Origin of the sequence: Haematobacter sp., assembly GCF_032102465.1 — a bacterium.
GTDB lineage: Bacteria > Pseudomonadota > Alphaproteobacteria > Rhodobacterales > Rhodobacteraceae > Haematobacter.
This window is the reverse complement of the sequence record NZ_DAMDHB010000018.1, coordinates 49,521-70,640: the sequence shown is the minus strand read 5'-3', so window position 1 is coordinate 70,640 and position 21,120 is coordinate 49,521. Positions and strand designations below refer to the sequence as shown.

15 protein-coding genes are annotated in these 21,120 nt (G+C 66.6%); 10 read left to right on the top strand and 5 right to left on the bottom strand.

Annotated features, from left to right (window positions below):
* Positions 1 to 840: dipeptide/oligopeptide/nickel ABC transporter ATP-binding protein (locus RT513_RS12650; protein ID WP_313534103.1), on the top strand; the 840-nt coding region annotated here is incomplete at its 5' end.
* 138 nt (positions 841 to 978) lie between these two features.
* On the opposite strand, the gene RT513_RS12645 is transcribed toward RT513_RS12650, so the two are convergent.
* A complete protein-coding gene (locus RT513_RS12645; protein WP_290687441.1) occupies positions 979 to 2,568 on the bottom strand; it encodes an ABC transporter substrate-binding protein in 1,590 nt (529 codons plus the stop codon).
* 311 nt (positions 2,569 to 2,879) lie between these two features.
* Positions 2,880 to 4,535 carry an energy-dependent translational throttle protein EttA gene (ettA, locus tag RT513_RS12640; protein WP_088215715.1) on the bottom strand — a complete coding sequence of 552 codons (1,656 nt, stop codon included), beginning with the start codon at positions 4,533 to 4,535 and terminating at the stop codon, positions 2,880 to 2,882.
* A 244-nt stretch (positions 4,536 to 4,779) separates the two neighbouring features.
* On the opposite strand from ettA, the gene RT513_RS12635 reads away from it, so the two are divergent.
* Positions 4,780 to 5,379, top strand: coding sequence for a nicotinate-nucleotide adenylyltransferase (locus RT513_RS12635; protein ID WP_088215716.1), 600 nt, complete (start codon positions 4,780 to 4,782; stop codon positions 5,377 to 5,379).
* A gap of 43 nt (positions 5,380 to 5,422) precedes the next feature.
* Positions 5,423 to 6,880: a D-alanyl-D-alanine carboxypeptidase/D-alanyl-D-alanine-endopeptidase gene (dacB, locus tag RT513_RS12630; RefSeq protein WP_290687445.1), complete on the top strand. Its 1,458-nt coding sequence runs from the start codon at positions 5,423 to 5,425 to the stop codon at positions 6,878 to 6,880.
* Between the two features lie 9 nt (positions 6,881 to 6,889).
* On the opposite strand, the gene RT513_RS12625 is transcribed toward dacB, so the two are convergent.
* Positions 6,890 to 7,291 carry a tellurite resistance TerB family protein gene (locus RT513_RS12625; RefSeq protein ID WP_088215847.1) on the bottom strand — a complete coding sequence of 134 codons (402 nt, stop codon included), beginning with the start codon at positions 7,289 to 7,291 and terminating at the stop codon, positions 6,890 to 6,892.
* Between the two features lie 265 nt (positions 7,292 to 7,556).
* Here RT513_RS12625 and RT513_RS12620 point away from each other — a divergent pair, with 265 nt between their 5' ends.
* Positions 7,557 to 9,137 (top strand): lysine--tRNA ligase, encoded by a 1,581-nt coding sequence (locus RT513_RS12620; RefSeq protein ID WP_290687447.1) that lies wholly within the window; start codon positions 7,557 to 7,559, stop codon positions 9,135 to 9,137.
* A gap of 18 nt (positions 9,138 to 9,155) precedes the next feature.
* Here RT513_RS12620 and RT513_RS12615 read toward each other — a convergent pair whose 3' ends face one another.
* Positions 9,156 to 9,638, bottom strand: a complete 483-nt coding sequence (locus RT513_RS12615) for a HugZ family protein (protein WP_290687449.1) — start codon at positions 9,636 to 9,638, stop codon at positions 9,156 to 9,158.
* 369 nt (positions 9,639 to 10,007) lie between these two features.
* Here RT513_RS12615 and acs point away from each other — a divergent pair, with 369 nt between their 5' ends.
* The 3 genes from acs (at position 10,008) to RT513_RS12600 (ending at position 14,617) form a co-directional block, all read left to right on the top strand.
* Positions 10,008 to 11,987: an acetate--CoA ligase gene (gene acs, locus RT513_RS12610; protein WP_088215720.1), complete on the top strand. Its 1,980-nt coding sequence runs from the start codon at positions 10,008 to 10,010 to the stop codon at positions 11,985 to 11,987.
* The gene (locus RT513_RS12605) at positions 11,984 to 12,676 is read left to right on the top strand and encodes an adenylate kinase (protein ID WP_088215721.1); all 693 of its coding nucleotides are present in this window, start codon (positions 11,984 to 11,986) and stop codon (positions 12,674 to 12,676) included. Before acs ends, RT513_RS12605 begins: the two co-directional genes overlap by 4 nt.
* A 159-nt stretch (positions 12,677 to 12,835) precedes the next feature.
* Positions 12,836 to 14,617: an MFS transporter gene (locus RT513_RS12600; protein WP_256947324.1), complete on the top strand. Its 1,782-nt coding sequence runs from the start codon at positions 12,836 to 12,838 to the stop codon at positions 14,615 to 14,617.
* Between the two features lie 54 nt (positions 14,618 to 14,671).
* On the opposite strand, the gene truA is transcribed toward RT513_RS12600, so the two are convergent.
* Positions 14,672 to 15,439, bottom strand: coding sequence for a tRNA pseudouridine(38-40) synthase TruA (truA, locus tag RT513_RS12595; protein WP_290687469.1), 768 nt, complete (start codon positions 15,437 to 15,439; stop codon positions 14,672 to 14,674).
* A gap of 95 nt (positions 15,440 to 15,534) precedes the next feature.
* On the opposite strand from truA, the gene RT513_RS12590 reads away from it, so the two are divergent.
* The 3 genes from RT513_RS12590 to ileS all read left to right on the top strand — a co-directional run bounded on the left by RT513_RS12590 (position 15,535) and on the right by ileS (position 21,064).
* Complete coding sequence (locus RT513_RS12590) at positions 15,535 to 16,950, top strand: YcjX family protein (RefSeq protein ID WP_088215722.1); 1,416 nt, start codon at positions 15,535 to 15,537, stop codon at positions 16,948 to 16,950.
* Positions 16,947 to 17,957 carry a YcjF family protein gene (locus RT513_RS12585; protein WP_088215723.1) on the top strand — a complete coding sequence of 337 codons (1,011 nt, stop codon included), beginning with the start codon at positions 16,947 to 16,949 and terminating at the stop codon, positions 17,955 to 17,957. The genes RT513_RS12590 and RT513_RS12585 overlap by 4 nt, the downstream gene beginning before the upstream one ends.
* Before the next feature lie 173 nt (positions 17,958 to 18,130).
* Positions 18,131 to 21,064: an isoleucine--tRNA ligase gene (ileS, locus tag RT513_RS12580; protein WP_290687471.1), complete on the top strand. Its 2,934-nt coding sequence runs from the start codon at positions 18,131 to 18,133 to the stop codon at positions 21,062 to 21,064.
* Positions 21,065 to 21,120 lie beyond the last annotated feature (56 nt).

Sequence of the window (21,120 nt, the reverse complement as noted above, 5' to 3'; positions counted from 1 at the left end):
GTCGCGGCGGCGCGGCCCCCGGTCGCGCCCGCTCCACCCGCAATCGGCGATGAGGTGCTGCGGGCAGCGGGGCTGGCGCGGCGCTTCCGTCTGGCGCGGGGAGGCTGGCGCGGGACGCATATCGCCGCGGTGGAGAGCGCGGATCTGGCGCTGCACGCGGGGGAGGCGGTCGGCCTCATCGGGCCGTCGGGCTCCGGCAAGACCACCTTGGCCCGGATGATCTGCCGGCTGGTGCAACCCGATGGCGGGAGGCTGCGCCTCATGGGGGAGGATGCGCTGGCCGTCCCCCTTCGCCGTTTCGCGCACCACCCTTTGCGCGTCGCCGTGCAACTGGCGCTTCAGGATGCGCAGGGTGCCCTGCCGCCGCGCTGGACGGCCCGGCGTGCGATAGGCGATCCGCTGCGCCTGCTGCGGCCCGCGCTCGGTGAGGCGGAGCGAGAGGAGCGGCTGCGGGAGGCAGCCCGGCTTGCCGGCCTGCCGGAGGTGCTGCTGGACCGTCCGTCGCACACCCTTTCCGGCGGGGAGAGGGCGCGGGTCGGCCTGGCCCGTGCCCTCGCGCCCGAACCTGCGGTTCTGGTGCTGGATGAGCCGACCTCCGCGCTGGATGCGACGCTTCGGGCAGAGCTGCTGGAGCGGCTGGACGCGCTGCGGCGGCAGCGGGCTCTGGCGCTCCTGTTCATCAGCCACGACCTTTCCGCCGTCGCGCGGCTGTGCGACAGGGCGCTGGTCATGGACGCGGGCCGCGTGGTGGAGGCGGGGCCGGTGGTGCGCCTGCTCTCTCATCCGCAGGCGGACTGCACCCGTGCCCTGGTCGCGGCTATGCCGGTGCTCGCCGCCTAGCAGGCTGTAGAAGTTCTGCAGTGCCGCTGCTTGGGAAACCGGGAAATCGGCCCCGGTATGACCCAAGATGTGCCGGTTTCCGGCCGGAGTTGGTCCTATCGCGAACGATTTCCACTCCGGCGCGGCCCTGAAGGTCTCCTAGCCCCGCGACAGGGTGCGCAACTCCAGCATCCGGTGGAAGATGAAGCTGTAGCCCTCCACATCCCGGCGCATCGCGACATCCAGTGTCGGATGCCACAGCAGGATGATCGGCATGTCCTCCTTCACCATCTGGATCATGCGGGCCACATCGGCCTCATAGGCTGCCCTGTCGGTTTCGAACCGCGCCTTTTCCACCAGCTCCGCGAATTCCGCGTTCTGGTAGTTGCCGAAGTTCCACCGCGTGGTGCCGGTGTAGAAGATGCGGAAGAAATAGTCCGGGTCGCGCAGGAAGGCGATAGAGGCTTCGAAGTAGAAGGGAACCTTCTTCTCCTGCAACAGCGTGCCGAGCTGCCCGGAGGGCACCTTCTCGATCGTCACCCGGATGCCGACCTTGCCGAGTGCGTCCTGCAGCAGCAGCGCCACGGGCTCCGCCACGCTCGCCTGCGACAGATCGTAGGAGAAGGTCGTGTCGAACCCGTCCCCCAGCCCTGCCTCCACCAGCAGCGACTTTGCCCGCTCCGGGTCCGTCATCGTGCCGAGCGGCTGCGGGAAGGACAGGTCGCCCTCCGACGCGGGGCCGAACAGCGGGGCCCCCCGGTTAAAGAGGGCGGTGCGGAACATCTCCTCATAGGGCAGGGCATGGGCGATGGCCTGCCGGACGCGCACATCGTCGAAGGGAGCGATGCCGCCGTTCATGCCGATGAACTGGAAGGCGGCGGTGGGCATCCCGGCGACCTTCAGCTCCGGCTCCTCCTGAAGGCGGGCCACGTCGGGGGCGGGGATGTCCTGCACGATATCCGCATCCCCCTTGCGCAGCGCAGCGAGGCGGGTCTCGGGCTGCGGCACCGTCTGCCACAGCACGCGGCGGATGCCGGGGAGCGGGCCGCTTTTCCAGTCCTCGAACCGCTCGAAAAGCACGCGTTCGCCCAGAGCGGCATCCGCCACGCGGAAGGCGCCGCCCCCCGCCGGGTTCATGCGCAGCCATTCGGAGGCGAAGGGATCGGCCTCCGTCGCGTGCTGCCGGGCGAGAGCGGAGTTGACGATGATCGGATAGGTGAGGGCGAGGTTCGGCAGCGCCAGCCGGTCCGGCTGCGGCAGGTCGATGCGGAAGGTGTGGCTGTCCACCACCACGAATTGCGCGGGATCGGTCAGGGAGCCGGTGGCGAACTGCGACCGTCCGATCGGGCTGGCGAGAACGCGGTCGAGCGAGAATTTCACATCCTCGGCGGTGACGGGCGCTCCGTCGTGGAAGGTGGCGTCGGGGCGCAGCCGGAACAGGATCTCCCGCCCGTCTGCGGACACCTCGTAGCTTTCCGCCAGTTCGGGCCGGATGTCGTAATAGTCGAAGCTGGCGAAACCGTCGGGCTGCGGCTTGTAGCCGAATGTCAGCAGCCGGTCATAGACGTTCCAGGTGATCTGAAGCGCGTTCCGGTTCACCCCGGCGGAGAAGCTGTCGAAGGCATTGGGCGCGCCTTCGGACAGGACGCGGAGATCCTGCCCGCGGCCCTGCGCCATGGCCCATTTGGCCGGCAGAAGGGCGGCACCCGTTCCCATGGCGAGCGTGGCAAGGAAGTGGCGTCGGTCCATGTGTCTTTCCTCGGATGGACAGCCCTGTGCGGGCGTTGTCGAACTGCTGCTCGATTTCGTCTGCAATGTCGTCAGATTTCGGTCGCGAGGACCAGTTCAGCTACGCGGTAGGGCATACCGGCCTCATAGCTGTCGGGGAAAGCTCCTGCAGCGGCGCGGGGGGAGATGGTCTCTGCCGCCATTGCCGCCTCCGTTCTGCCGAAGGCTTCTGGCGGGAGCCGTGGCGGGGAGAAGCTGAACCGGCGCCCGACATGAAAGCCGGATATGAAAAAGGCGCGGGGAGAGGACCCAGCGCCTTTCGCGTTTCGCCGTCAGCGGCTGAACTTCTTGTACTTGACGCGTTTCGGCGCCGCCGCGTCCGGGCCGAGGCGGCGGATCTTGTCGGCCTCGTAATCCTCGAAGTTGCCCTCGAAGAACTCCACATGCGCATCCCCCTCGAAGGCGAGGATATGGGTGCAGAGCCGGTCGAGGAAGAAGCGGTCGTGGCTGATGATCACGGCACAGCCCGCGAATTCCTCGATCGCCGCCTCCAGCGCCTGAAGCGTCTCCACGTCCAGATCGTTGGTCGGTTCGTCGAGGAGCAGCAGGTTGCCGCCGGATTTCAGCAGTTTCGCCATGTGGACGCGGTTGCGTTCGCCGCCCGACAGCAGTCCCACCTTCTTCTGCTGGTCCGCGCCCTTGAAGTTGAAGGCGCCGACATAGTTCCGGCTGCTGATCGTCGCGTCGCCCAGATGGATCATCTCGGCCCCGCCGGAGATCTCCTCCCACACGTTCTTGTCGGGGTCGAGCGCGTCACGGGACTGGTCCACATAGGACATCTTCACCGTGTCGCCGATGGTGACGGTGCCCTCGTCTGGGGTCTCGTTGCCCGTCAGCATCTTGAACAGCGTGGATTTCCCGGCGCCGTTCGGGCCGATCACGCCGATGATGCCGCCCGGCGGCAGGGTGAAGGACAGGTTCTCGATGAGAAGCTTGTCGCCCATCGCCTTCTTCAGCCCCTCGACCTCGATCACCTTTCCGCCCAGACGCGGGCCGTTCGGGATGACGATCTGGGCCTTGCCCACCCGGTCCTTGACCGATTCCTCCACCAGCTTGTCATAGGCGGAGATACGGGCCTTGGATTTCGCCTGACGCGCCTTGGCGCCCGCGCGGATCCACTCCAGTTCCTTCTCCAGAACCTTCTGCTTGGCCTTGTCTTCCCGCGCCTCCTGCTCCATCCGCTTGGCCTTCTGCTCAAGCCAGTTGGAGTAGTTGCCCTCGTAGGGAATGCCCCGCCCGCGCTCCAGCTCCAGGATCCAGGAGGTGATGTCGTCGAGGAAGTAGCGGTCGTGGGTCACGCAGAGGATCGTGCCCTTGTATTCGATCAGGTGCTTCTGCAGCCAGGCGATGGTTTCCGCATCGAGGTGGTTGGTCGGTTCGTCCAGCAGCAGCATGTCGGGCGCTTCGAGCAGCAGCTTGCACAGCGCGACGCGCCGCCGCTCCCCGCCCGAGAGGGTGCTGACATCGGCGTCGTCCGGGGGGCAGCGCAGCGCTTCCATCGCCACATCCACCTGGCTGTCCAGATCCCAGAGGTTCTGGCTGTCGATGAGGTCCTGCAGTTCCGCCATCTCCTCCGCTGTCTCGTCGGAGTAGTTCATGGCGAGGTCGTTGTAGCGGTCGAGGATGGCCTGTTTGGACTTCACCCCTTCCATCACGTTGCCGCGGACGTTCAACTGCTCGTCGAGCTGCGGCTCCTGCGGGAGATAGCCCACGCGCGCGCCCTTGGCAGCCCAGGCCTCACCGGTGAAATCCTTGTCGATCCCGGCCATGACGCGCAGCAGCGAGGATTTCCCCGCGCCGTTCACGCCGACCACGCCGATCTTGACCCCCGGCAGGAAGTTCAGGCGGATATTCTCGAAGACCTTCTTGCCACCCGGATAGGCCTTGGAGACGCCATCCATGTGATACACATACTGGTATGAAGCCATTTCCGTTCCCTTCGTGGCGCTTTGCCCCCCATCTAGGGGAGATGCGGACAAAGGACAATCGCGGAGCGGGGGCGGAACGCCGGGAAACCGCTGCCGCGCGGGGTGAAATCCGCAACGATCGCCCGCCGGTGTGGGCCGACTGTCGCCCCGGGAGCGCATGTGTCGGCCACGTGACGCCGCTTGTGGATTGTGCGGGCGAAGGCTGCTAGGAGGCGATGCGTCCAGCGGAGACCTCCGTTTGTCCATGTATGGCTTTCCCCATGCCCGCCCGGGGCAGAAGATCGGCTTGCTCGGCGGTTCCTTCGATCCGCCGCATGCGGGCCATGTCCATATCACGCTGGAGGCGCTGAAGCGGTTCCGGCTGGACAAGGTGTGGTGGCTCGTCTCCCCCGGCAATCCGCTGAAGCGCGAAGGCCCGGCCCCCCTGCATCGGCGGATGGAGGAGGCAGCGCGCGTCATGCACCATCCCCGCGTCGCCATCACCGACATCGAGGCGCGGCTCGGCACCCGCTATACGGCGGAGACGCTGAAGCGGATGCAGGCGATCTATCCCGGCGTGGATTTCGTCTGGCTGATGGGGGCCGACAATCTCGCCACCTTCCATCGTTGGGAAAACTGGCGCTGGATCATGGAGCATGTTCCGATCGGGGTCTTTGCCCGGCCCGGCAGCGGAATCGCGGCGCGCACCTCACGGGCGGCCAACCGCTATGCGGGTTTCCGCATTCCGCCCTCGGAAGCCGGGCGTCTGGCGCGGACCCATCCGCCCGCATGGTGTTTCCTCGACATTCCGATGCGGCCGATCTCCTCATCACAGATTCGTGCGCGGGGGGAGTGGCGGCGGTGAGAGGTGCTTGCGGGATGCACGGCGCTGCATTTAACTCCCGCCGATGACCCGCTTTCCGTCTCTCAGCCGCCGTTCCCTGCTGGCACTTCTCCTCGCCGCTCCCGCCGGGGGGGCCTGCGCCCGCGCGCCGGAAACGGCGGCGCGTCCGCCGTCACGGCCGGGGCCTGACGATCTCGACGCGCTGCTGGCCCGCGCGCGGCTGGGGGCGGAGGTCTCGTTCCTGCTGGTCGATCCGGCGACGGGGGAGGTGCTGGACGCCCGCGACCCGACCGCCTCCCTTCCGCCCGCGAGCGTGGCCAAGACGATCACGACGCTCTACGCGTGGGAGACGCTTGGCTCCGCCCATCGTTTCACCACGCGCCTGCTCGCCACCGGGCCGATTCGCGACGGCGTGGTGCAGGGGGACCTGATCCTCGCCGGGGGCGGGGATCCCATGCTCTCCAGCGACGATCTGGGCGACATGGCGAAGGCTCTGCGCCAGCAGGGCGTCCGCGGGGTCAAGGGCGCGTTCCTCACCTGGTCGGGCGCGCTTCCCTATGTGGAGCAGATCGACCCGGCCCAGCCCGCGCATGTCGGCTACAACCCCGCCGTCTCGGGGCTCGATCTGAACTTCAACCGGGTGCAGTTCTTCTGGCAGCGGCAGGGTGGCGGCATCACCACCCGGATGGAGGCCACGGGCGACCGCTTCCGCCCGGAGGTCAGGATGGCGCGGATGCGTCTGGCCGACCGCGACACACCGCTGTTCACGTTCAGCGGCGGCAAGGGCACGGACGACTGGACGGTCGCGGCGCGCGCGCTGAACGCGAAGGGAAGCCGGTGGCTGCCCGTCCGCTCCTCCGCCGCCTATGCGGGCGAGGCGTTTCGCGCGCTGGCCGCGCAGAAGGGCATCACGCTTGGCCCGCCCACACCCCTCGCCGGTGCGGCCCAGGGCACGGCGCTCGTCTCGCATTCGAGCGACGACCTTGCCGCCGTCGCTGCCGACATGCTCAAATTCTCCAACAATCTGACGGCGGAGACGCTGGGCCTGACCGCCACGCTGGCGCGCGGGGGCAGGGCGGGCTCGCTCGCCAGTTCGGCAAGCGAGATGTCAGCCTGGGCAGCGGCCCGGTTCGGGGCCGCAGGGATAGACCTGGTGGATCACTCGGGCCTGGGCGGAGAGTCGCGCGTGACGGCGGCTGCCATGGTCCGGGTGCTCTCTGGCGGCGGCGTGCTGCCGACGCTGCTGCGCCGCTACGACCTGCCGGCGGGCTTCGGCCGCGGGCCGCAGCCGGTGGAGGTGCGGGCCAAGACGGGGACGCTGAACTTCGCCTCCGGCCTTGCGGGCTATATCCTGACACCGGGCCGGCCGCTGGTCTTTGCGATGTTCATGGGGGATCTTGACCGCCGCCGCGCCCTCTCCCGGCAGGAGCGGGAAAATCCGCCGGGCGCGCTGGAATGGACCTCCCGCGCCCGCCGGTTTCAGCAGGAACTGCTCGCCCGCTGGATCGCGGTCAGTACCTGAGCCGCGCTGTCAGAGGTGCCGGTAGCGCGCGCGCGCCCCGTATTCGATGGCAGCGGCATGGAGCCGGTCGATATCCAGCTCGTGGCGCATCTCCTGCAGCAGCCGCAGTTCGGTCTGCCGCGTGGCGCCATCGGTCGCGGCCACATCGCAGGCCAGCGCATAGGCCGTCTCGCGCAGGCGCTCGGGCAGGAAGCGGCGGATCAGGCCGAAGAACGCGTCCAGCCCGTCCTCCTCCTCGAACAGGTCGAGCACCACGCTGGACACGAAGCCGATGCGGTCCGGGTCGTAATTCGCGAACACCGGCAGATGGCCCACGATATCCTCGATGGCCAGCAGTTCCGAGGTCGGCATCTGCTGATCGGAGGCTGAGACGGCGACCATGACCGCGACGAGGCAGTCCTGGGGTGTCATTCCGGCGTCGTTCTCGGTCTTGGTAGCCACGGAGGTGCCTCCCTCGATTCGGGTTTCGCATTGCTTAGAGAGGCGGCTTCTGTCCGGCAAGAGGCGGAGGCGCACCGCCAAGGGGTGCTTGACCGGAGCGCGGTGACGCGACATTAGGGTCTTTCCCCTGCGGGAAAGCCTGCGGGGCAGCATTTGACCCAGGCGCCTGCGCCGCGATCCGGGCGACCGCCCGCGTGGCCACGGCACCACCCTTCTGTCCGAAAGGAACGATCCCATGAGCGCCCTCAGAGACGCCGCGATGACCTCAAAGGCCTGGCCCTTCGAAGAGGCCCGCCGCCTGCTGAAGCGTTATGAGAAGGCGCCGCCGGAAAAGGGCTACGTGCTGTTCGAGACGGGCTACGGCCCCTCCGGCCTGCCGCATATCGGTACGTTCGGAGAGGTCGCGCGGACCACGATGATCCGCCGCGCCTTCGAGGTGATCTCCGACATCCCGACGCGGCTCATCTGCTTCTCGGACGACATGGACGGGATGCGCAAGGTCCCCGAGAACGTGCCCAACCGAGAGATGCTGCAGCGCAACCTTCAGCGGCCGCTGACGGAGGTGCCCGATCCGTTCGAGGAATTTGCCTCCTTCGGCGCCCATAACAATGCGATGCTGCGCCGGTTCCTCGACACCTTCGGGTTCGAGTATGAGTTCATCTCTGCCACCGAGTTCTACAAGTCCGGCCAGTTCGACGCGACGCTCCTGCGCGCGGCGGAGCGTTACGATGCGCTGATGAAGGTCATGCTGGCCAGCCTGCGGGAAGAACGCCAGCAGACCTATTCCATCTTCCTGCCGATCAGCCCCAAGACGGGCCGCGTGCTCTACGTGCCGCTGAAGGAGGTGAACGCCAAGGACGGCACCATCACCTTCGACGACGAGGACGGCGAGGAGATGACCCTGCCCGTCACGGGGGGCAATGTGAAGCTGCAGTGGAAGCCCGACTTCGGCGCCCGCTGGGCCGCGCTGGACGTGGACTTCGAGATGTATGGCAAGGACCATTCCACCAACACGCCGATCTACGATTCGATCTGCGAGATTCTGGGCGGCCGCAAGCCGGAGCATTTCACCTATGAACTGTTCCTCGACATCAATGGCGAGAAGATCTCCAAATCCAAGGGCAACGGCCTGACCATCGACGAATGGCTGACTTATGCCTCGACGGAGAGCCTCAGCTATTTCATGTATCAGAAGCCGAAAACGGCGAAGCGGATGTCCTTCGATGTGATCCCGAAGGCGATGGACGAATATCACCAGCAGCTCCGCGCCTATCCGGGGCAGGATGTGGCCAAGCAGGTGGACAACCCCGTCTGGCACATTCACGGCGGCACCCCGCCCGAAAGCCATATGGTGGTGTCCTACTCGATGCTGCTGAACCTCGCCTCCGTCGCCGGGGCCAGCGACAAGTCCGGGCTGTGGGGATTCATCTGCCGCTACGCGCCGGAAGCCACACCGGAGAAGAACCCCGATCTGGACGCGGCGGCGGAATATGCCGTGCGCTATTTCCGCGACTTCGTGAAGCCGACGCTGGTTTTCCGCCGCGCCGAAGGCAAGGAGGTTGCCGCGCTGGAGGATCTGCGCCGCCGTCTTTCCACCTGGGAGGGCGGTCAGGATGCGGAAGCGTTGCAGACCATGGTCTTTGCAGTAGGGACCGACCACGGGTTCGAGCCGCTGCGGAGCTGGTTCTCCACGCTCTACGAGGTGCTTCTGGGGCAAAGTCAGGGGCCGCGGTTCGGCGGGTTCATCGCGCTCTATGGCATCCATGAGACGATCGCCCTGATCGACAGGGCGCTGGCGGGTGAACTGACCGCCTAATCCGCCCAGATCTGCTGCTCAGCCCAGATCTTCGGCCGTCAGCCGGAAGGCACGGCCGAAGCCACCGTTGAGCGAGGCTCCCGTCGGGGCGAAAACCACGAAGCGGAAATCCGGCAGATCGACATAGAGCGTCGATTTCGGCCGCAACGTCAGCCAATGCGCCCGGAGGGCCTCATGCTCCGCCGTCCCGCGGGCGATGAACCGGGCGGTGGCGGAGAGCGAGAGGCGCGGATGGGTGAGCGGGTCGCCCTTCTCCCCCGGCTCGCCGATGAGCAGGCCGGCACGCGGATCCGCCGCCAGCGCGCGCGTGTGGAGAGCCAGACCGGAGACGAGGCTTACCGGCAGGCCCTCCGGCGTGGTGGCGAGCGCGACCCGGCTCACCTGCGGACCTTCCTCCGTCACCACGGCGAGCGCGGCGAACCGCGCCGCGTCCATCAGGCCGCGCGCCAGCGCGCGTGCCTCGTCATCGGTGGGGCGCAGGACATCCTTCGCTTCGGCCATGTCGTTTCCCTCTCGCCGGGCCCGTTCTTCCACGGGGCGTTCGCCTGTCTGGGCTTGCCGGAGGGCTGGCGCGACTCGTGTCGTTATCCGCGCGCTCCCGCTTCTGCGCAAGTCGCCGCGCTTCGGTTTTTCTGCGGGACAGCGGCATCCGGCGGAAAATGAACATTCATAATATTGAATTGATGCGGAAAATTCATGCCGCGATGCAGAGGATTTACAGAAATCCGTTTTCATCGTGAAGAAATTTACAGAATTTTCGCGCTATGAAAAGGGTTTACGCCTTCGTTTACTTGGGATTACACTCCTGTGATTGGCGAGGTCCGGAGGGGCTGGCGAAAGCCGGTGGACGCGCAAGCCTGAGGAGGAACAATGTCGGCTCAGACAAAGGCGCAGCATGCGCAGGAATCGGAGACTCATGTCCCGTCGGCGGATTTCGTGGCGCAATCCCATGTGACCCCCGAGAAATATGAGGAACTCTATCGCGAGTCCATCGAAGATCCCGATGCCTTCTGGGGTCGGGAAGGCAAGCGGATCGACTGGATCGAGCCCTATACCAAGGTGAAGAACACCGACTTCACCTTCGGCAAGGTGTCGATCAAGTGGTATGAGGACGGGGTGCTCAACGCCTCCGTCAACTGCATCGACCGGCACCTCGCCACGCGGGGCCACCAGACGGCGATCATCTGGGAGCCGGACGATCCGAACCAGCCCGCGCTGCACATTACCTACAAGGAACTGTCCGAAAAGGTGAACCGCTTCGCCAACGTGCTGCTGAGCCAGGGCGTGATGCGGGGCGACCGTGTGGTCATCTACCTGCCGATGATCCCGGAGGCCGCCTATGCGATGCTCGCCTGCGCGCGGATCGGGGCGGTGCATTCGGTGGTTTTCGCCGGCTTCTCCCCGGACGCTCTTGCCAACCGGATCAACGATTCCGGCGCGAAGGTGGTCATCACCGCCGATACCGCCCCCCGCGGCGGCAAGCGGACGAACCTGAAATCCAATGCCGACATGGCGCTGCTCCATTGCTCTGACCGGGTGCGCTGCATGGTCGTCAAGCATACGGGCGACCAGACGACATGGATGGACGGCCGGGACGTGGACGTGAAGGCGCTGATGGAACACGCCAGCCCTGATTGCCCGCCGCGGCCGATGGGGGCGGAGGATCCGCTCTTCATCCTCTATACCTCCGGTTCCACGGGCAAGCCGAAGGGCGTCGTGCACACCACGGGCGGCTATCTCGTCTATGCGGCGATCACCCATGAGGTGACCTTCGACTATCACGAGGGGGACGTGTTCTGGTGCACGGCCGATGTGGGCTGGGTCACCGGTCACAGCTACATCCTCTACGGCCCGCTCGCCAATGGTGCGACCACGGTGATGTTCGAGGGCGTTCCCACCTATCCCGATGCAGGCCGCTTCTGGGCCGTCTGCGAAAAGCACAGGGTAAGCCAGTTCTATACCGCGCCGACGGCGATCCGCGCGCTGATGGGGCAGGGGCCGGAATGGGTGGAGAAATACGACCTCTCCTCCCTCAAGCTGCTTGGCACCGTCGGCGAACCCATCAACCCGGAGGCCTGGCACTGGTACGACAAGCACGTGGGCAAGGGCGCGCTTCCCATCGTCGATACCTGGTGGCAGACGGAAACCGGGGGCCATCTCATCACCCCGATCCCCGGGGCGATCCCGACGAAGCCCGGCTCCGCGACCAAACCGTTCTTCGGCGTGAAGGCAGTGGTGCTGGAGCCGGAAAGCGGCAAGGAAATCGACCGGGTGGAGTGTGAGGGAGTGCTCTGCATCGCCGACAGCTGGCCCGGACAGATGCGCACCGTCTATGGCGATCACGAGCGGTTCCAGGAGACGTATTTCCAGCAATACAAGGGCTATTACTTCTCCGGCGACGGGTGCCGGCGGGATGCCGACGGTTATTACTGGGTCACCGGCCGGGTGGATGACGTCATCAACGTCTCCGGTCACCGCATGGGCACGGCGGAGGTGGAAAGCGCGCTCGTCGCGCATCCCGACGTCGCCGAAGCCGCCGTCGTCGGCTATCCGCATGAGATCAAGGGGCAGGGCATCTATGCCTATGTCACCCTGATGAACGGGGTTGAGGCGACGGATGACCTGCGCAAGAAGCTCGTCCAGTTCGTGCGCACCGAAATCGGCCCGATCGCCAGCCCCGACGTGATCCAGTGGTCGCCGGGCCTGCCCAAGACGCGCTCGGGCAAGATCATGCGCCGCATTCTCCGCAAGATCGCCGAGAACGACACCGGAAGCCTTGGCGATACCTCCACCCTCGCCGACCCGGGGGTGGTGGACGACCTCATCGCCAACCGCGCCAACAAGGGATGAACATGGACACCGCGACCCGCCCCGCCGCTCCGCCGGTCCTCATCCTGCTTGGCCCCCCCGGTGCGGGGAAGGGAACCCAGGCCCGGATGTTGGAGGAGCGTTTCGGCCTCGTCCAGCTTTCCACGGGCGACATGCTGCGCGCCGCGGTCGCCGCGGGAACGGAGGCAGGCCGCGCCGCGCAGGCGGTGATGGAAGCGGGCGGCCTCGTCTCCGACGGGATCGTCCTCTCCGTGCTGAACGAACGCCTCTCGGCGCCGGACGTGGCGCGTGGGGTCATCCTCGACGGCTTCCCCCGGACGGAGGGGCAGGCCGCTGCGCTGGATGCGCTGCTGGCGGAGCGGGGGCAGCGGATCGACGCCGTGGTGGCGCTCGATGTCGATGACGCCGCGATGGTGGAGCGCGTCGCGGGACGCTACACCTGCGCCGGTTGCGGCGAAGGCTATCATGACAGCTTCAAGACCCCGGCCGTGGCCGGGACTTGCGACAAATGCGGCAGCGGCGATTTCAAGCGCCGCGCCGACGACCGTGCCGAAACCGTGGCCGCGCGGCTTGCCGCCTACCACGCGCAGACGGCACCGCTGATCGCCTATTACGACCGCCGGGACGTGCTTGAGCACATCGACGCGATGGCCCCGATCGGGGATGTCGCGGAGAGCCTCGTCGGCATCGTGGAGCGCGTATCGGCCTGACGGGAAGGCCTTCGGCCCGGAGGAGGGGCCGGAGGGTGGCGGTTTCGCCGGCAACCTGATGAGCAAGAAGGGACAGGGATCTCCCCGTCGCGGCAGCGCCGCGATGGTCTGGGGACGCATGTCTCCGATGAATTCTGCATGCCACGGAGGAGGATACAGATGGCGATGGCAGATACCACGGTGCGCGAGCGCGCCCGTCCCATGACGCGGGAGGAGAAGAAGGTCATTCTGGCTTCTTCCGCCGGGACGATCTTCGAATGGTATGACTTCTATCTTTACGGGTCGCTGGCGGCGATCATCGGGGCACAGTTCTTTTCCGCCTTCCCGGAGGCGACGCGGAACGTGTTCGCACTGCTGGCCTTTGCGGCGGGCTTCATCGTGCGGCCCTTCGGTGCGCTGGTCTTCGGCTCGCTCGGCGACATGATCGGGCGGAAATATACCTTCCTGATGACGATCCTCATCATGGGGATTTCAACCTTCATCGTGGGCGTGCTGCCGGGCTATGAGTCGATCGGCGCGGCCGCGCCGATCATCCTCATCGCCCTGCGCATGCTTCAGGGCCTGGCGCTGGGCGGCGAATATGGCGGGGCGGCCGTCTATGTGGCCGAACACGCGCCGCAGGGGCGCAGGGGCTTCTACACGAGCTGGATTCAGACGACTGCGACGCTCGGTCTGCTGCTGTCGCTCATCGTGATCCTGATTACCCAGAGCATCGTGAACAACAACTTCGCCGCGGTGCCGCAGGTGATGAACGGCCAGCCCGTCCTGAACGCCGACGGCGTGCAGGTCATGCTCGACCCGTTCCGCGCCTGGGGCTGGCGGATTCCGTTCCTTGCCTCCATCCTGCTGCTGGGCATCTCGCTCTATATCCGGCTCCAGATGGAAGAAAGCCCCGCCTTCAAGAAGATGAAGGAGGAGGGCCGCGCCTCCAAGGCTCCGATGCGCGAGGCATTCGGCAACTGGAAGAACGGCAAGGTCGCGCTGATCGCACTGCTGGGTCTGACGGCGGGTCAGGCGGTGGTGTGGTATTCCGGGCAGTTCTACGCGCTGTTCTTCATCAACAACGTGGTCAAGGTCGATACCTTCACGTCCAACGTGCTGGTGGCCTGGTCGCTGATCCTCGGCACGGCGGGCTTCGTGTTCTTCGGGTCGCTCTCCGACCGCATCGGGCGCAAGCCGATCATTCTGGGCGGCTGCCTGATCGCGGCGATCACCTATTTCCCGGTGTTCGAATTCCTGAGCAAGACCGCGAACCCCGCGCTCTATGCCGCGCAGGAAACCCCGGTCACGGTGACGGCCTCGCCCGACGACTGCTCGTTCCAGTTCAACCCGACCGGCACCGCCAAGTTCACCTCGTCCTGCGACGTGGCCAAGGCGATGCTGGCGAAGAACTCCGTCAACTATTCGACGGTGGATGCGCCGGCCAACACGCTCGCCACGGTGGATATCGGCGGGACGGTGATCGCGTCGTATGACGCCTCCGCCCCGGATGCGGCGGAGCAGAAGAAGGCGTTCGAGACGGCGGTGAATACCGCGCTGCGCGGCGCGGGCTATCCGCTGACGGCCGCAGAGAATACGACCGTCGCGAAGGCTGCGCATTTCTTCGACATCTTCACGGCGCAGAAGCTCACGCTCGTGCTTATCCTGACCTATCTCATCGTTCTTGTAACGATGGTCTATGGCCCGATCGCGGCGGCGCTGGTCGAACTTTTCCCGACACGCATCCGCTATTCCGGCATGTCGCTGCCGTATCACATCGGCAACGGCTGGTTCGGGGGGCTGCTGCCTGCGACGGCCTTCGCGATCAGCGCCCAGAGCGGAAACATCTACTCCGGTCTGTGGTATGCCATCGTCGTGGCGCTGATGACGGTGGTGATCGGGGCGATCTTCGTGCCGAACACGCACAAGCGGGATATCTTCTCGGACCGCGACTACCAATAAGGTCCGCCAGTTCGGACAGAAGGCGCGGCGGCTCCGGTCGCCGCGCCTTTTCGTTCAGCCGAAGGGATCCAGCGGATATTCCACACCGGTGAGGTAAAGCCCCTGCGGCGGAGAGACCGGACCGCAGGCGGCCCTGTCCCGCGCCTCCAGCGCGCGCGTCACATCCTCCGGCGTCCACCCGCCCGCCCCCACGCGTTCCAGCGTGCCAACCATGGAACGGACCTGATTGTGCAGGAAGCTCCTTGCGCGAAGATGGAAACGGTATTCCGTGCCGCCGGGATAGGGCAGCACTTCCAGATCGAACCGGTCCAGCGTCTTGACGGGAGAGTTCGCCTGGCAGAGCGTGGAGCGGAAGGTGGTGAAGTCATGCCGGCCAACAAGCCGCGCCGCGCCCGCCCGCATCGCCTCTGCGTCCAGCGTCTGCCGCACCTGCCAGACCAGCCCCGCGTCATGGGTGACGGGCGCCCGCCGCGAGACGAGGCGAAAGGTGTAGCGCCGCTCCAGCGCGGAGAAGCGGGCGTGGAAATCTCCGGCCACCTCCGCGACGGCCACCACCGCCACGGGATCAGGCTTCAGATGGTGGTTCAGCGCCTCCATCAGCCGGAACGGCTGCCAGGCGCGCGCAAGGTCGCAATGGGCCACCTGGCCTGTGGCATGGACGCCGGAATCCGTCCGCCCCGCCGCGCCGATGCCCGGCGCCTCCGCCTCCAGCCGGCGGAGAGCGGTTTCCACCGCCTGCTGCACCGACGGCTGGCCGGACTGGCGCTGCCACCCGGCGAAAGGCGCGCCATCATATTCGATTTTCAGGGCATAGCGTGGCATGGTCGCCATGTGACCCCAAGCGGCGCGTTTCGCAAGCCCTACACAGCGCCCCGATCCGGCCCTATGTTTGCAGAACACGCGAAAGGGAGCGGCAGTTGGTTCTTGGCAGGATTGCGGATGGCGTCTCGCGGAGCGTCGAAACCCTGGGCGCGACCGTGTCGGAGGCGTTTTTCGAGCCCGTGATCCGTCTGGGCGTCACCGGGCTCGCGCGTTCGGGCAAGACGGTGTTCATTACCTCGCTGGTGGCGAACCTGATGGATCGCGGGCGGATGCCGCAATTCTCCCCCGCCGCTTCGGGGGCGATCAAGGCGGCCTGGCTTCAGCCGCAGCCCGATGACACGCTCCCGCGGTTCGACTATGAATCGCATCTTGCCGCGCTGAGCGGTGACAATCCCCGCTGGCCGGAGTCGACGCGCTCCATCTCCCAGCTCCGCCTGTCCTTCCGGGTGCAGCCCACGGGTTTGCTGGGCGCCGTGTCAGGACCGCGGACGGTGCATCTGGACATCGTGGATTACCCCGGCGAATGGCTGCTGGACCTTGGGTTGATGGAAAAGACCTATGCCGACTGGTCCGCGGAAACCCTGCGGCGGCTGGAGACGCGGGAGGAGGGTCGTGCCTTCCTTGCCCTCCTTGATGACACCGATGCAGGCGGGAAGTTCGACGAGCCGACGATAAAGACGCTGGCCGAGGCCTTCACCGCCTATCTCCATACCGCGCGGGAGGCGGGCTTTTCCGACTGCACGCCGGGCCGCTTCCTGCTGCCGGGAGAGATGGCCGGCTCCCCGGTGCTGACCTTTGCCCCCCTCCGCCCGCCGGAGAAGCCCGCGCGGGGCAGCCTTTGGCGCGAATGCGAACGCCGGTTCGATGCCTACAAGCGGGAGGTGGTGAAGCCCTTCTTCCGCGACCATTTCGCCCGGATCGACCGGCAGGTGGTGCTGGTCGATGCGCTTGGCGCGATCCATTCCGGCCCGCCCGCGGTGGAGGATCTGCGGCAGGCGCTGGCCGACATCCTCGGCGCTTTCCGGCCGGGACGGAACCGCTGGCTTACCTCCATGCTGGGCGGCAGGCGGGTGGAGCGGATCCTGTTCGCCGCCACAAAGGCGGATCACCTTCACCATTCCCAGCACCCGAGGCTCACCGCCATCATGGAGGCCCTCGTGCGGGAGGCACGGGACCGGGCGGATTTCTCCGGTGCCCGGACCGCGGCCATGTCCATCGCCTCCATCCGCGCGACGGTGGAGGAGCAGATCGACTGGCGCGGCCAGATGCTGGACGCCGTGCGGGGAACGCTGCTCGGCTCCGGGCGGCAGGCGGCCTATTACCCCGGCGAACTGCCCGACGACCCCGCCCGCCTGCTGTCCCCCGCGCGGGAGGGGGTGAAGAAATGGCTGGATGCGGATTACGAGATCATGAACTTCGCGCCCCCCCAGCTGCATCTGCGCCCCGGCGAGGGGCCGCCCCATATCCGCCTTGACCGCGCGGCGGAGTTCCTGATCGGAGACCGGCTGTGAGCGAGACCCCACGCAAGGGCGTGCTGATCGAATATGCCGACGACGACCGGCCGGAGGTCACGCCCGCCTCCGCCCCGCCGATCATGGACGACCCGGACGCCGACCTTCCCACCGGGCAGGCGATGCGGACGATGGCGGTGCTGGCCTCCAGCCGTCCTTCCCGCCTGGCGAAGTTCTTCTGGGCGGTGCTGGTCGCGCTGATCGGCTTTGTCGTGACGCTCGCCACATGGGATTACATCACCGGCCTTATCCAGCGGAACCCGACGCTCGGCACCATCGCGCTGGTGCTGGTCGGGCTGTTCTGTCTCGCGCTGCTGCTGCTCATCGGCAAGGAATGGGTCGCCTATCTGCGTCTCGCCCGTCTCGACCACGTGAAGGTGGAGGTGGAGAAGGCGCTGGCCTCGGGCGACCTGTCCGCCGCGCGCAAGGTGGCCGATGACGTGGTGGCGCTTTACGCGGGCCGCCCCGAGCTCCGCTGGGGGCGGGAGCGGTATGCCGCGCGGCGGGAGGAACTGCTGGACGGCGACGGCCTCATCGATCTGGCGGAGGTCGAGGTGCTGGCCCCCCTCGACATCGCCGCCCGGCGGGAGGTGGAGGGCGCGGCGCGGCAGGTGGCCGTGGTCACCGCCTTCGTCCCGCTGGCGCTGGCGGATGTGCTGACGGCGCTGGCCGCAAACCTGCGGATGATCCGCCGCATCGCGGAGATCTACGGCGGGCGGACCGGCTTTTTCGGCAGCTGGCGGCTGCTGCGCACCGTTCTGACCCATCTGGTTGCCACCGGCGCGGTCGCGGCGGGCGACGATCTGATCGAGCCGCTGGTCGGCGGGGGGCTTCTGTCCAAGCTGTCGCGCCGCTTCGGCGAGGGGGTGGTGAACGGCTCCCTCACCGCGCGGGTCGGCGTCGCGGCGATGGAGGTCTGCCGCCCGCTGCCCTTCCGCCGCGCGCCGCGTCCCAAGGTGGCTAACCTCGTGAGCCGCGCCCTGACCGGCTTGTTCGACCGCAGGTGACCCGCAAGCCGGGTGTGGACGGGACGGGTGAGCGGCTCTATAAGCGCCCAATGAACGCGACGCTGGCACGCAATTTCCGAATTACCGGCCCGGCTCTCTGACCTTTCAGAGACGCCGGGGACATGGGTTTTCCGACCCGCGCCGACATTCCCTCCTCTGACCGGACCGTTCCGATGACCGATACGCCTGCCGATACCGTGGACTACCGCGACACCGTCTTCCTGCCGAAGACCGAATTCCCCATGCGTGCGGGCCTGCCCGCGCGGGAGCCGGAATGGCTGGCCCGGTGGGAGCGGATCGGTATCTACGACCGTCTGCGGGAAAAGACGGGGCGCGCGTCCTTCGTGCTGCATGACGGCCCTCCCTATGCGAACGGGCATCTGCATATCGGCCACGCGCTGAACAAGACGCTGAAGGACTTCATCGTCCGCTCCCAGCAGATGATGGGCAAGGACAGCCGCTACGTCCCCGGCTGGGACTGTCACGGCCTGCCGATCGAATGGAAGATCGAGGAACAGTACCGCGCCAAGGGTCTGAACAAGGACGACGTGCCCGTGGTGGACTTCCGCCGCGAATGCCGCCGCTTCGCCGAAGGCTGGGTCGATATCCAGCGGGAGGAGTTCAAGCGCCTCGGCATCACCGGCAACTGGGCCGATCCCTACCTGACCATGGCCTATCACGCCGAAGCCGTGATCGCCGACGAATACATGAAGTTCGTCATGAACGGCTCGGTCTATCAGGGGTCGAAGCCGGTCATGTGGTCACCGGTCGAAAAGACCGCGCTGGCCGAGGCGGAGATCGAGTATCACGATCACACCTCGCACACGATCTGGGTAAAGTTCCCGGTGGTCGCGGCCGGCAGCTTCCCGGAGGGGGACGGCTGCATGGACACCGGCCTTCTCTCGGCGGCGGTGGTGATCTGGACGACGACGCCCTGGACGATCCCGCAGAACCGCGCCGTGGCCTTCAGCCCTGAGATCTCCTACGGCCTTTACGAAGTGAAGGAAGCCGCCGAGGACAACTGGGCGAAACCCGGCGACCGTCTGCTGCTGGCCGACAAGCTGGCGGACAGCGTGTTCACCGCCGCGCGGATCGACCGGGCGGAGCGGCTGCGCGACGTGACGGCGGAGGAGCTGGGCGGGCTGATCCTGTCCCATCCGCTCCGCGGTGTGGAGGGCGGCGAAGGCGAGTGGGACTATGACGTGCCCATGCTGCCGGGCGATCACGTCACCGACGATGCCGGCACGGGCTTTGTCCATACCGCGCCCAGCCACGGCGACGACGACTATCAGCTCGGGCTGAAGTTCGGCCTTCCGATGACCTACAACGTGATGGAGGACGGCTCCTACCGGGCCGACCTGCCGCTGTTCGCCGGGGAGTTCATCATCACGCCGAAGGGCAAGGAGGGCGGTGCGAACAAGGCCGTCATCGACCGGCTGGTCGAGGCGGGCGCCCTGATCGCGCGGGGCCGGATCAAGCACTCCTATCCGCATAGCTGGCGCTCCAAGGCCCCGGTCATCTACCGCAACACGCCGCAATGGTTCGTGGCGATCGACAAGCCGCTGGACGATGGCATGGCCACCTATGGCGACACGATCCGCCAGCGCGCGCTGACCTCCATCGAGGACTTGGTGGCGTTTACGCCCGTGTCGGGGCGCAACCGGCTGCATTCCATGATGGAGACGCGGCCCGACTGGGTTCTGTCGCGCCAGCGCGCCTGGGGGGTGCCGCTCACCTGCTTCGTGAAACGGGGCGGGAAACCTACAGACGCCGATTTCCTGCTCCGCGACGCGGAGGTGAACGCCCGGATCGTCGCGGCCTTCGAGGCCGACGGCGCGGATGTATGGTTCGAGGACGGGTTCAAGGAAAAGGTGCTGGACGGCCTTTACGATCCCGCCGCCTACGATCAGGTCAGGGACGTGCTGGACGTGTGGTTCGACAGCGGATCCACCCATGCCTTCGTGCTGCGCGACCGGCCCGACGGCACGCCGGACGGCATCGCGGATCTGTATCTGGAGGGCACGGACCAGCATCGCGGCTGGTTCCACTCCTCCATGCTGCAGGCCTGCGGCACCATCGGGCGCGCGCCCTACCGCGGCGTGCTGACCCACGGCTTCACGCTGGACGAGAAGGGCATGAAGATGTCCAAGTCGCTCGGCAATACCGTGGTGCCGGCGGAGGTCATCAAGGAATACGGGGCGGACATCCTGCGGCTCTGGGTGGCGCAGTCCGATTTCACGGTGGACCAGCGGATCGGCAAGGAAATCCTGAAGGGCACCGCCGACAGCTATCGCCGCCTGCGCAACACCATGCGCTTCATGCTCGGCAATCTCGACGGCTGGGACGAGGCGGAACGCATCGCGGCGGAGGATATGCCGGAGCTGGAACGCTGGGTGCTGCACCGTTTGGCCGAGCTGGATGGCGAGGTCCGGCGCGGCTATGACGCCTATGACTTCCAGGGTGTGTTCCAGAAGCTGTTCCAGTTCTGCACCGTCGATCTGTCGGCCTTCTACTTCGATATCCGCAAGGACGTGCTCTACTGCGATGACGTGGACAGCCTGCGCCGGCGCGCGGCCCGCACGGTGCTCGACATGCTGTTCCACCGGCTGGTGACATGGCTCGCCCCGGTGCTGGCGTTCACGATGGAGGATGTCTGGCTGTCGCGCTATCCGGGCGAGGAGTCTTCCGTTCATCTGGAGGACTTCCCCGAGACGCCTGCGGACTGGCAGGATGCCGCGCTCGCCCGCAAATGGGAGGAGATCCGCCGCGTGCGCCGGGTGGTGACGGCAGCGCTGGAGATCCAGCGGCAGGAGAAGGTAATCGGCTCCAGCCTGGAGGCCGCTCCCGTCGTCCATGTGCGCAACCCGGACATGCAGGAGGCGCTGAAGGGCGTCGAATTCGCGGATGTCTGCATCACCTCGGAAATCTGGCTGACGACCGATCCGATCCCGGCCGAGGCGTTCCGCCTGCCGGAGATCGAAGGCGTGGGCGTGGTCTTTGAACATGCGGACGGCGGCAAATGCGAACGCTGCTGGAAGATCCTGCCCGATGTCGGCACCCACAAGCACCCGGGCACCTGTGCCCGCTGCGATGGCGTGCTTGCCTGAAGCGGGCGGCGCCTGGGTAAAAGATACTCAGGTAAAAGATACTCGGTTAAAAGAAA

What these genes read in the sequence shown, in the direction of transcription:
- RT513_RS12645 (WP_290687441.1), bottom strand. Translation starts at nt 2,568, where the DNA reads ATGGACCGACGCCACTTCCTTGCCACGCTCGCCATGGGAACGGGTGCC.
- ettA (WP_088215715.1), bottom strand. Translation starts at nt 4,535, where the DNA reads ATGGCTTCATACCAGTATGTGTATCACATGGATGGCGTCTCCAAGGCC.
- RT513_RS12635 (WP_088215716.1), top strand. Translation starts at nt 4,780, where the DNA reads ATGTATGGCTTTCCCCATGCCCGCCCGGGGCAGAAGATCGGCTTGCTC.
- dacB (WP_290687445.1), top strand. Translation starts at nt 5,423, where the DNA reads ATGACCCGCTTTCCGTCTCTCAGCCGCCGTTCCCTGCTGGCACTTCTC.
- RT513_RS12625 (WP_088215847.1), bottom strand. Translation starts at nt 7,291, where the DNA reads ATGACACCCCAGGACTGCCTCGTCGCGGTCATGGTCGCCGTCTCAGCC.
- RT513_RS12620 (WP_290687447.1), top strand. Translation starts at nt 7,557, where the DNA reads ATGAGCGCCCTCAGAGACGCCGCGATGACCTCAAAGGCCTGGCCCTTC.
- RT513_RS12615 (WP_290687449.1), bottom strand. Translation starts at nt 9,638, where the DNA reads ATGGCCGAAGCGAAGGATGTCCTGCGCCCCACCGATGACGAGGCACGC.
- acs (WP_088215720.1), top strand. Translation starts at nt 10,008, where the DNA reads ATGTCGGCTCAGACAAAGGCGCAGCATGCGCAGGAATCGGAGACTCAT.
- RT513_RS12605 (WP_088215721.1), top strand. Translation starts at nt 11,984, where the DNA reads ATGAACATGGACACCGCGACCCGCCCCGCCGCTCCGCCGGTCCTCATC.
- RT513_RS12600 (WP_256947324.1), top strand. Translation starts at nt 12,836, where the DNA reads ATGGCGATGGCAGATACCACGGTGCGCGAGCGCGCCCGTCCCATGACG.
- truA (WP_290687469.1), bottom strand. Translation starts at nt 15,439, where the DNA reads ATGCCACGCTATGCCCTGAAAATCGAATATGATGGCGCGCCTTTCGCC.
- ileS (WP_290687471.1), top strand. Translation starts at nt 18,131, where the DNA reads ATGACCGATACGCCTGCCGATACCGTGGACTACCGCGACACCGTCTTC.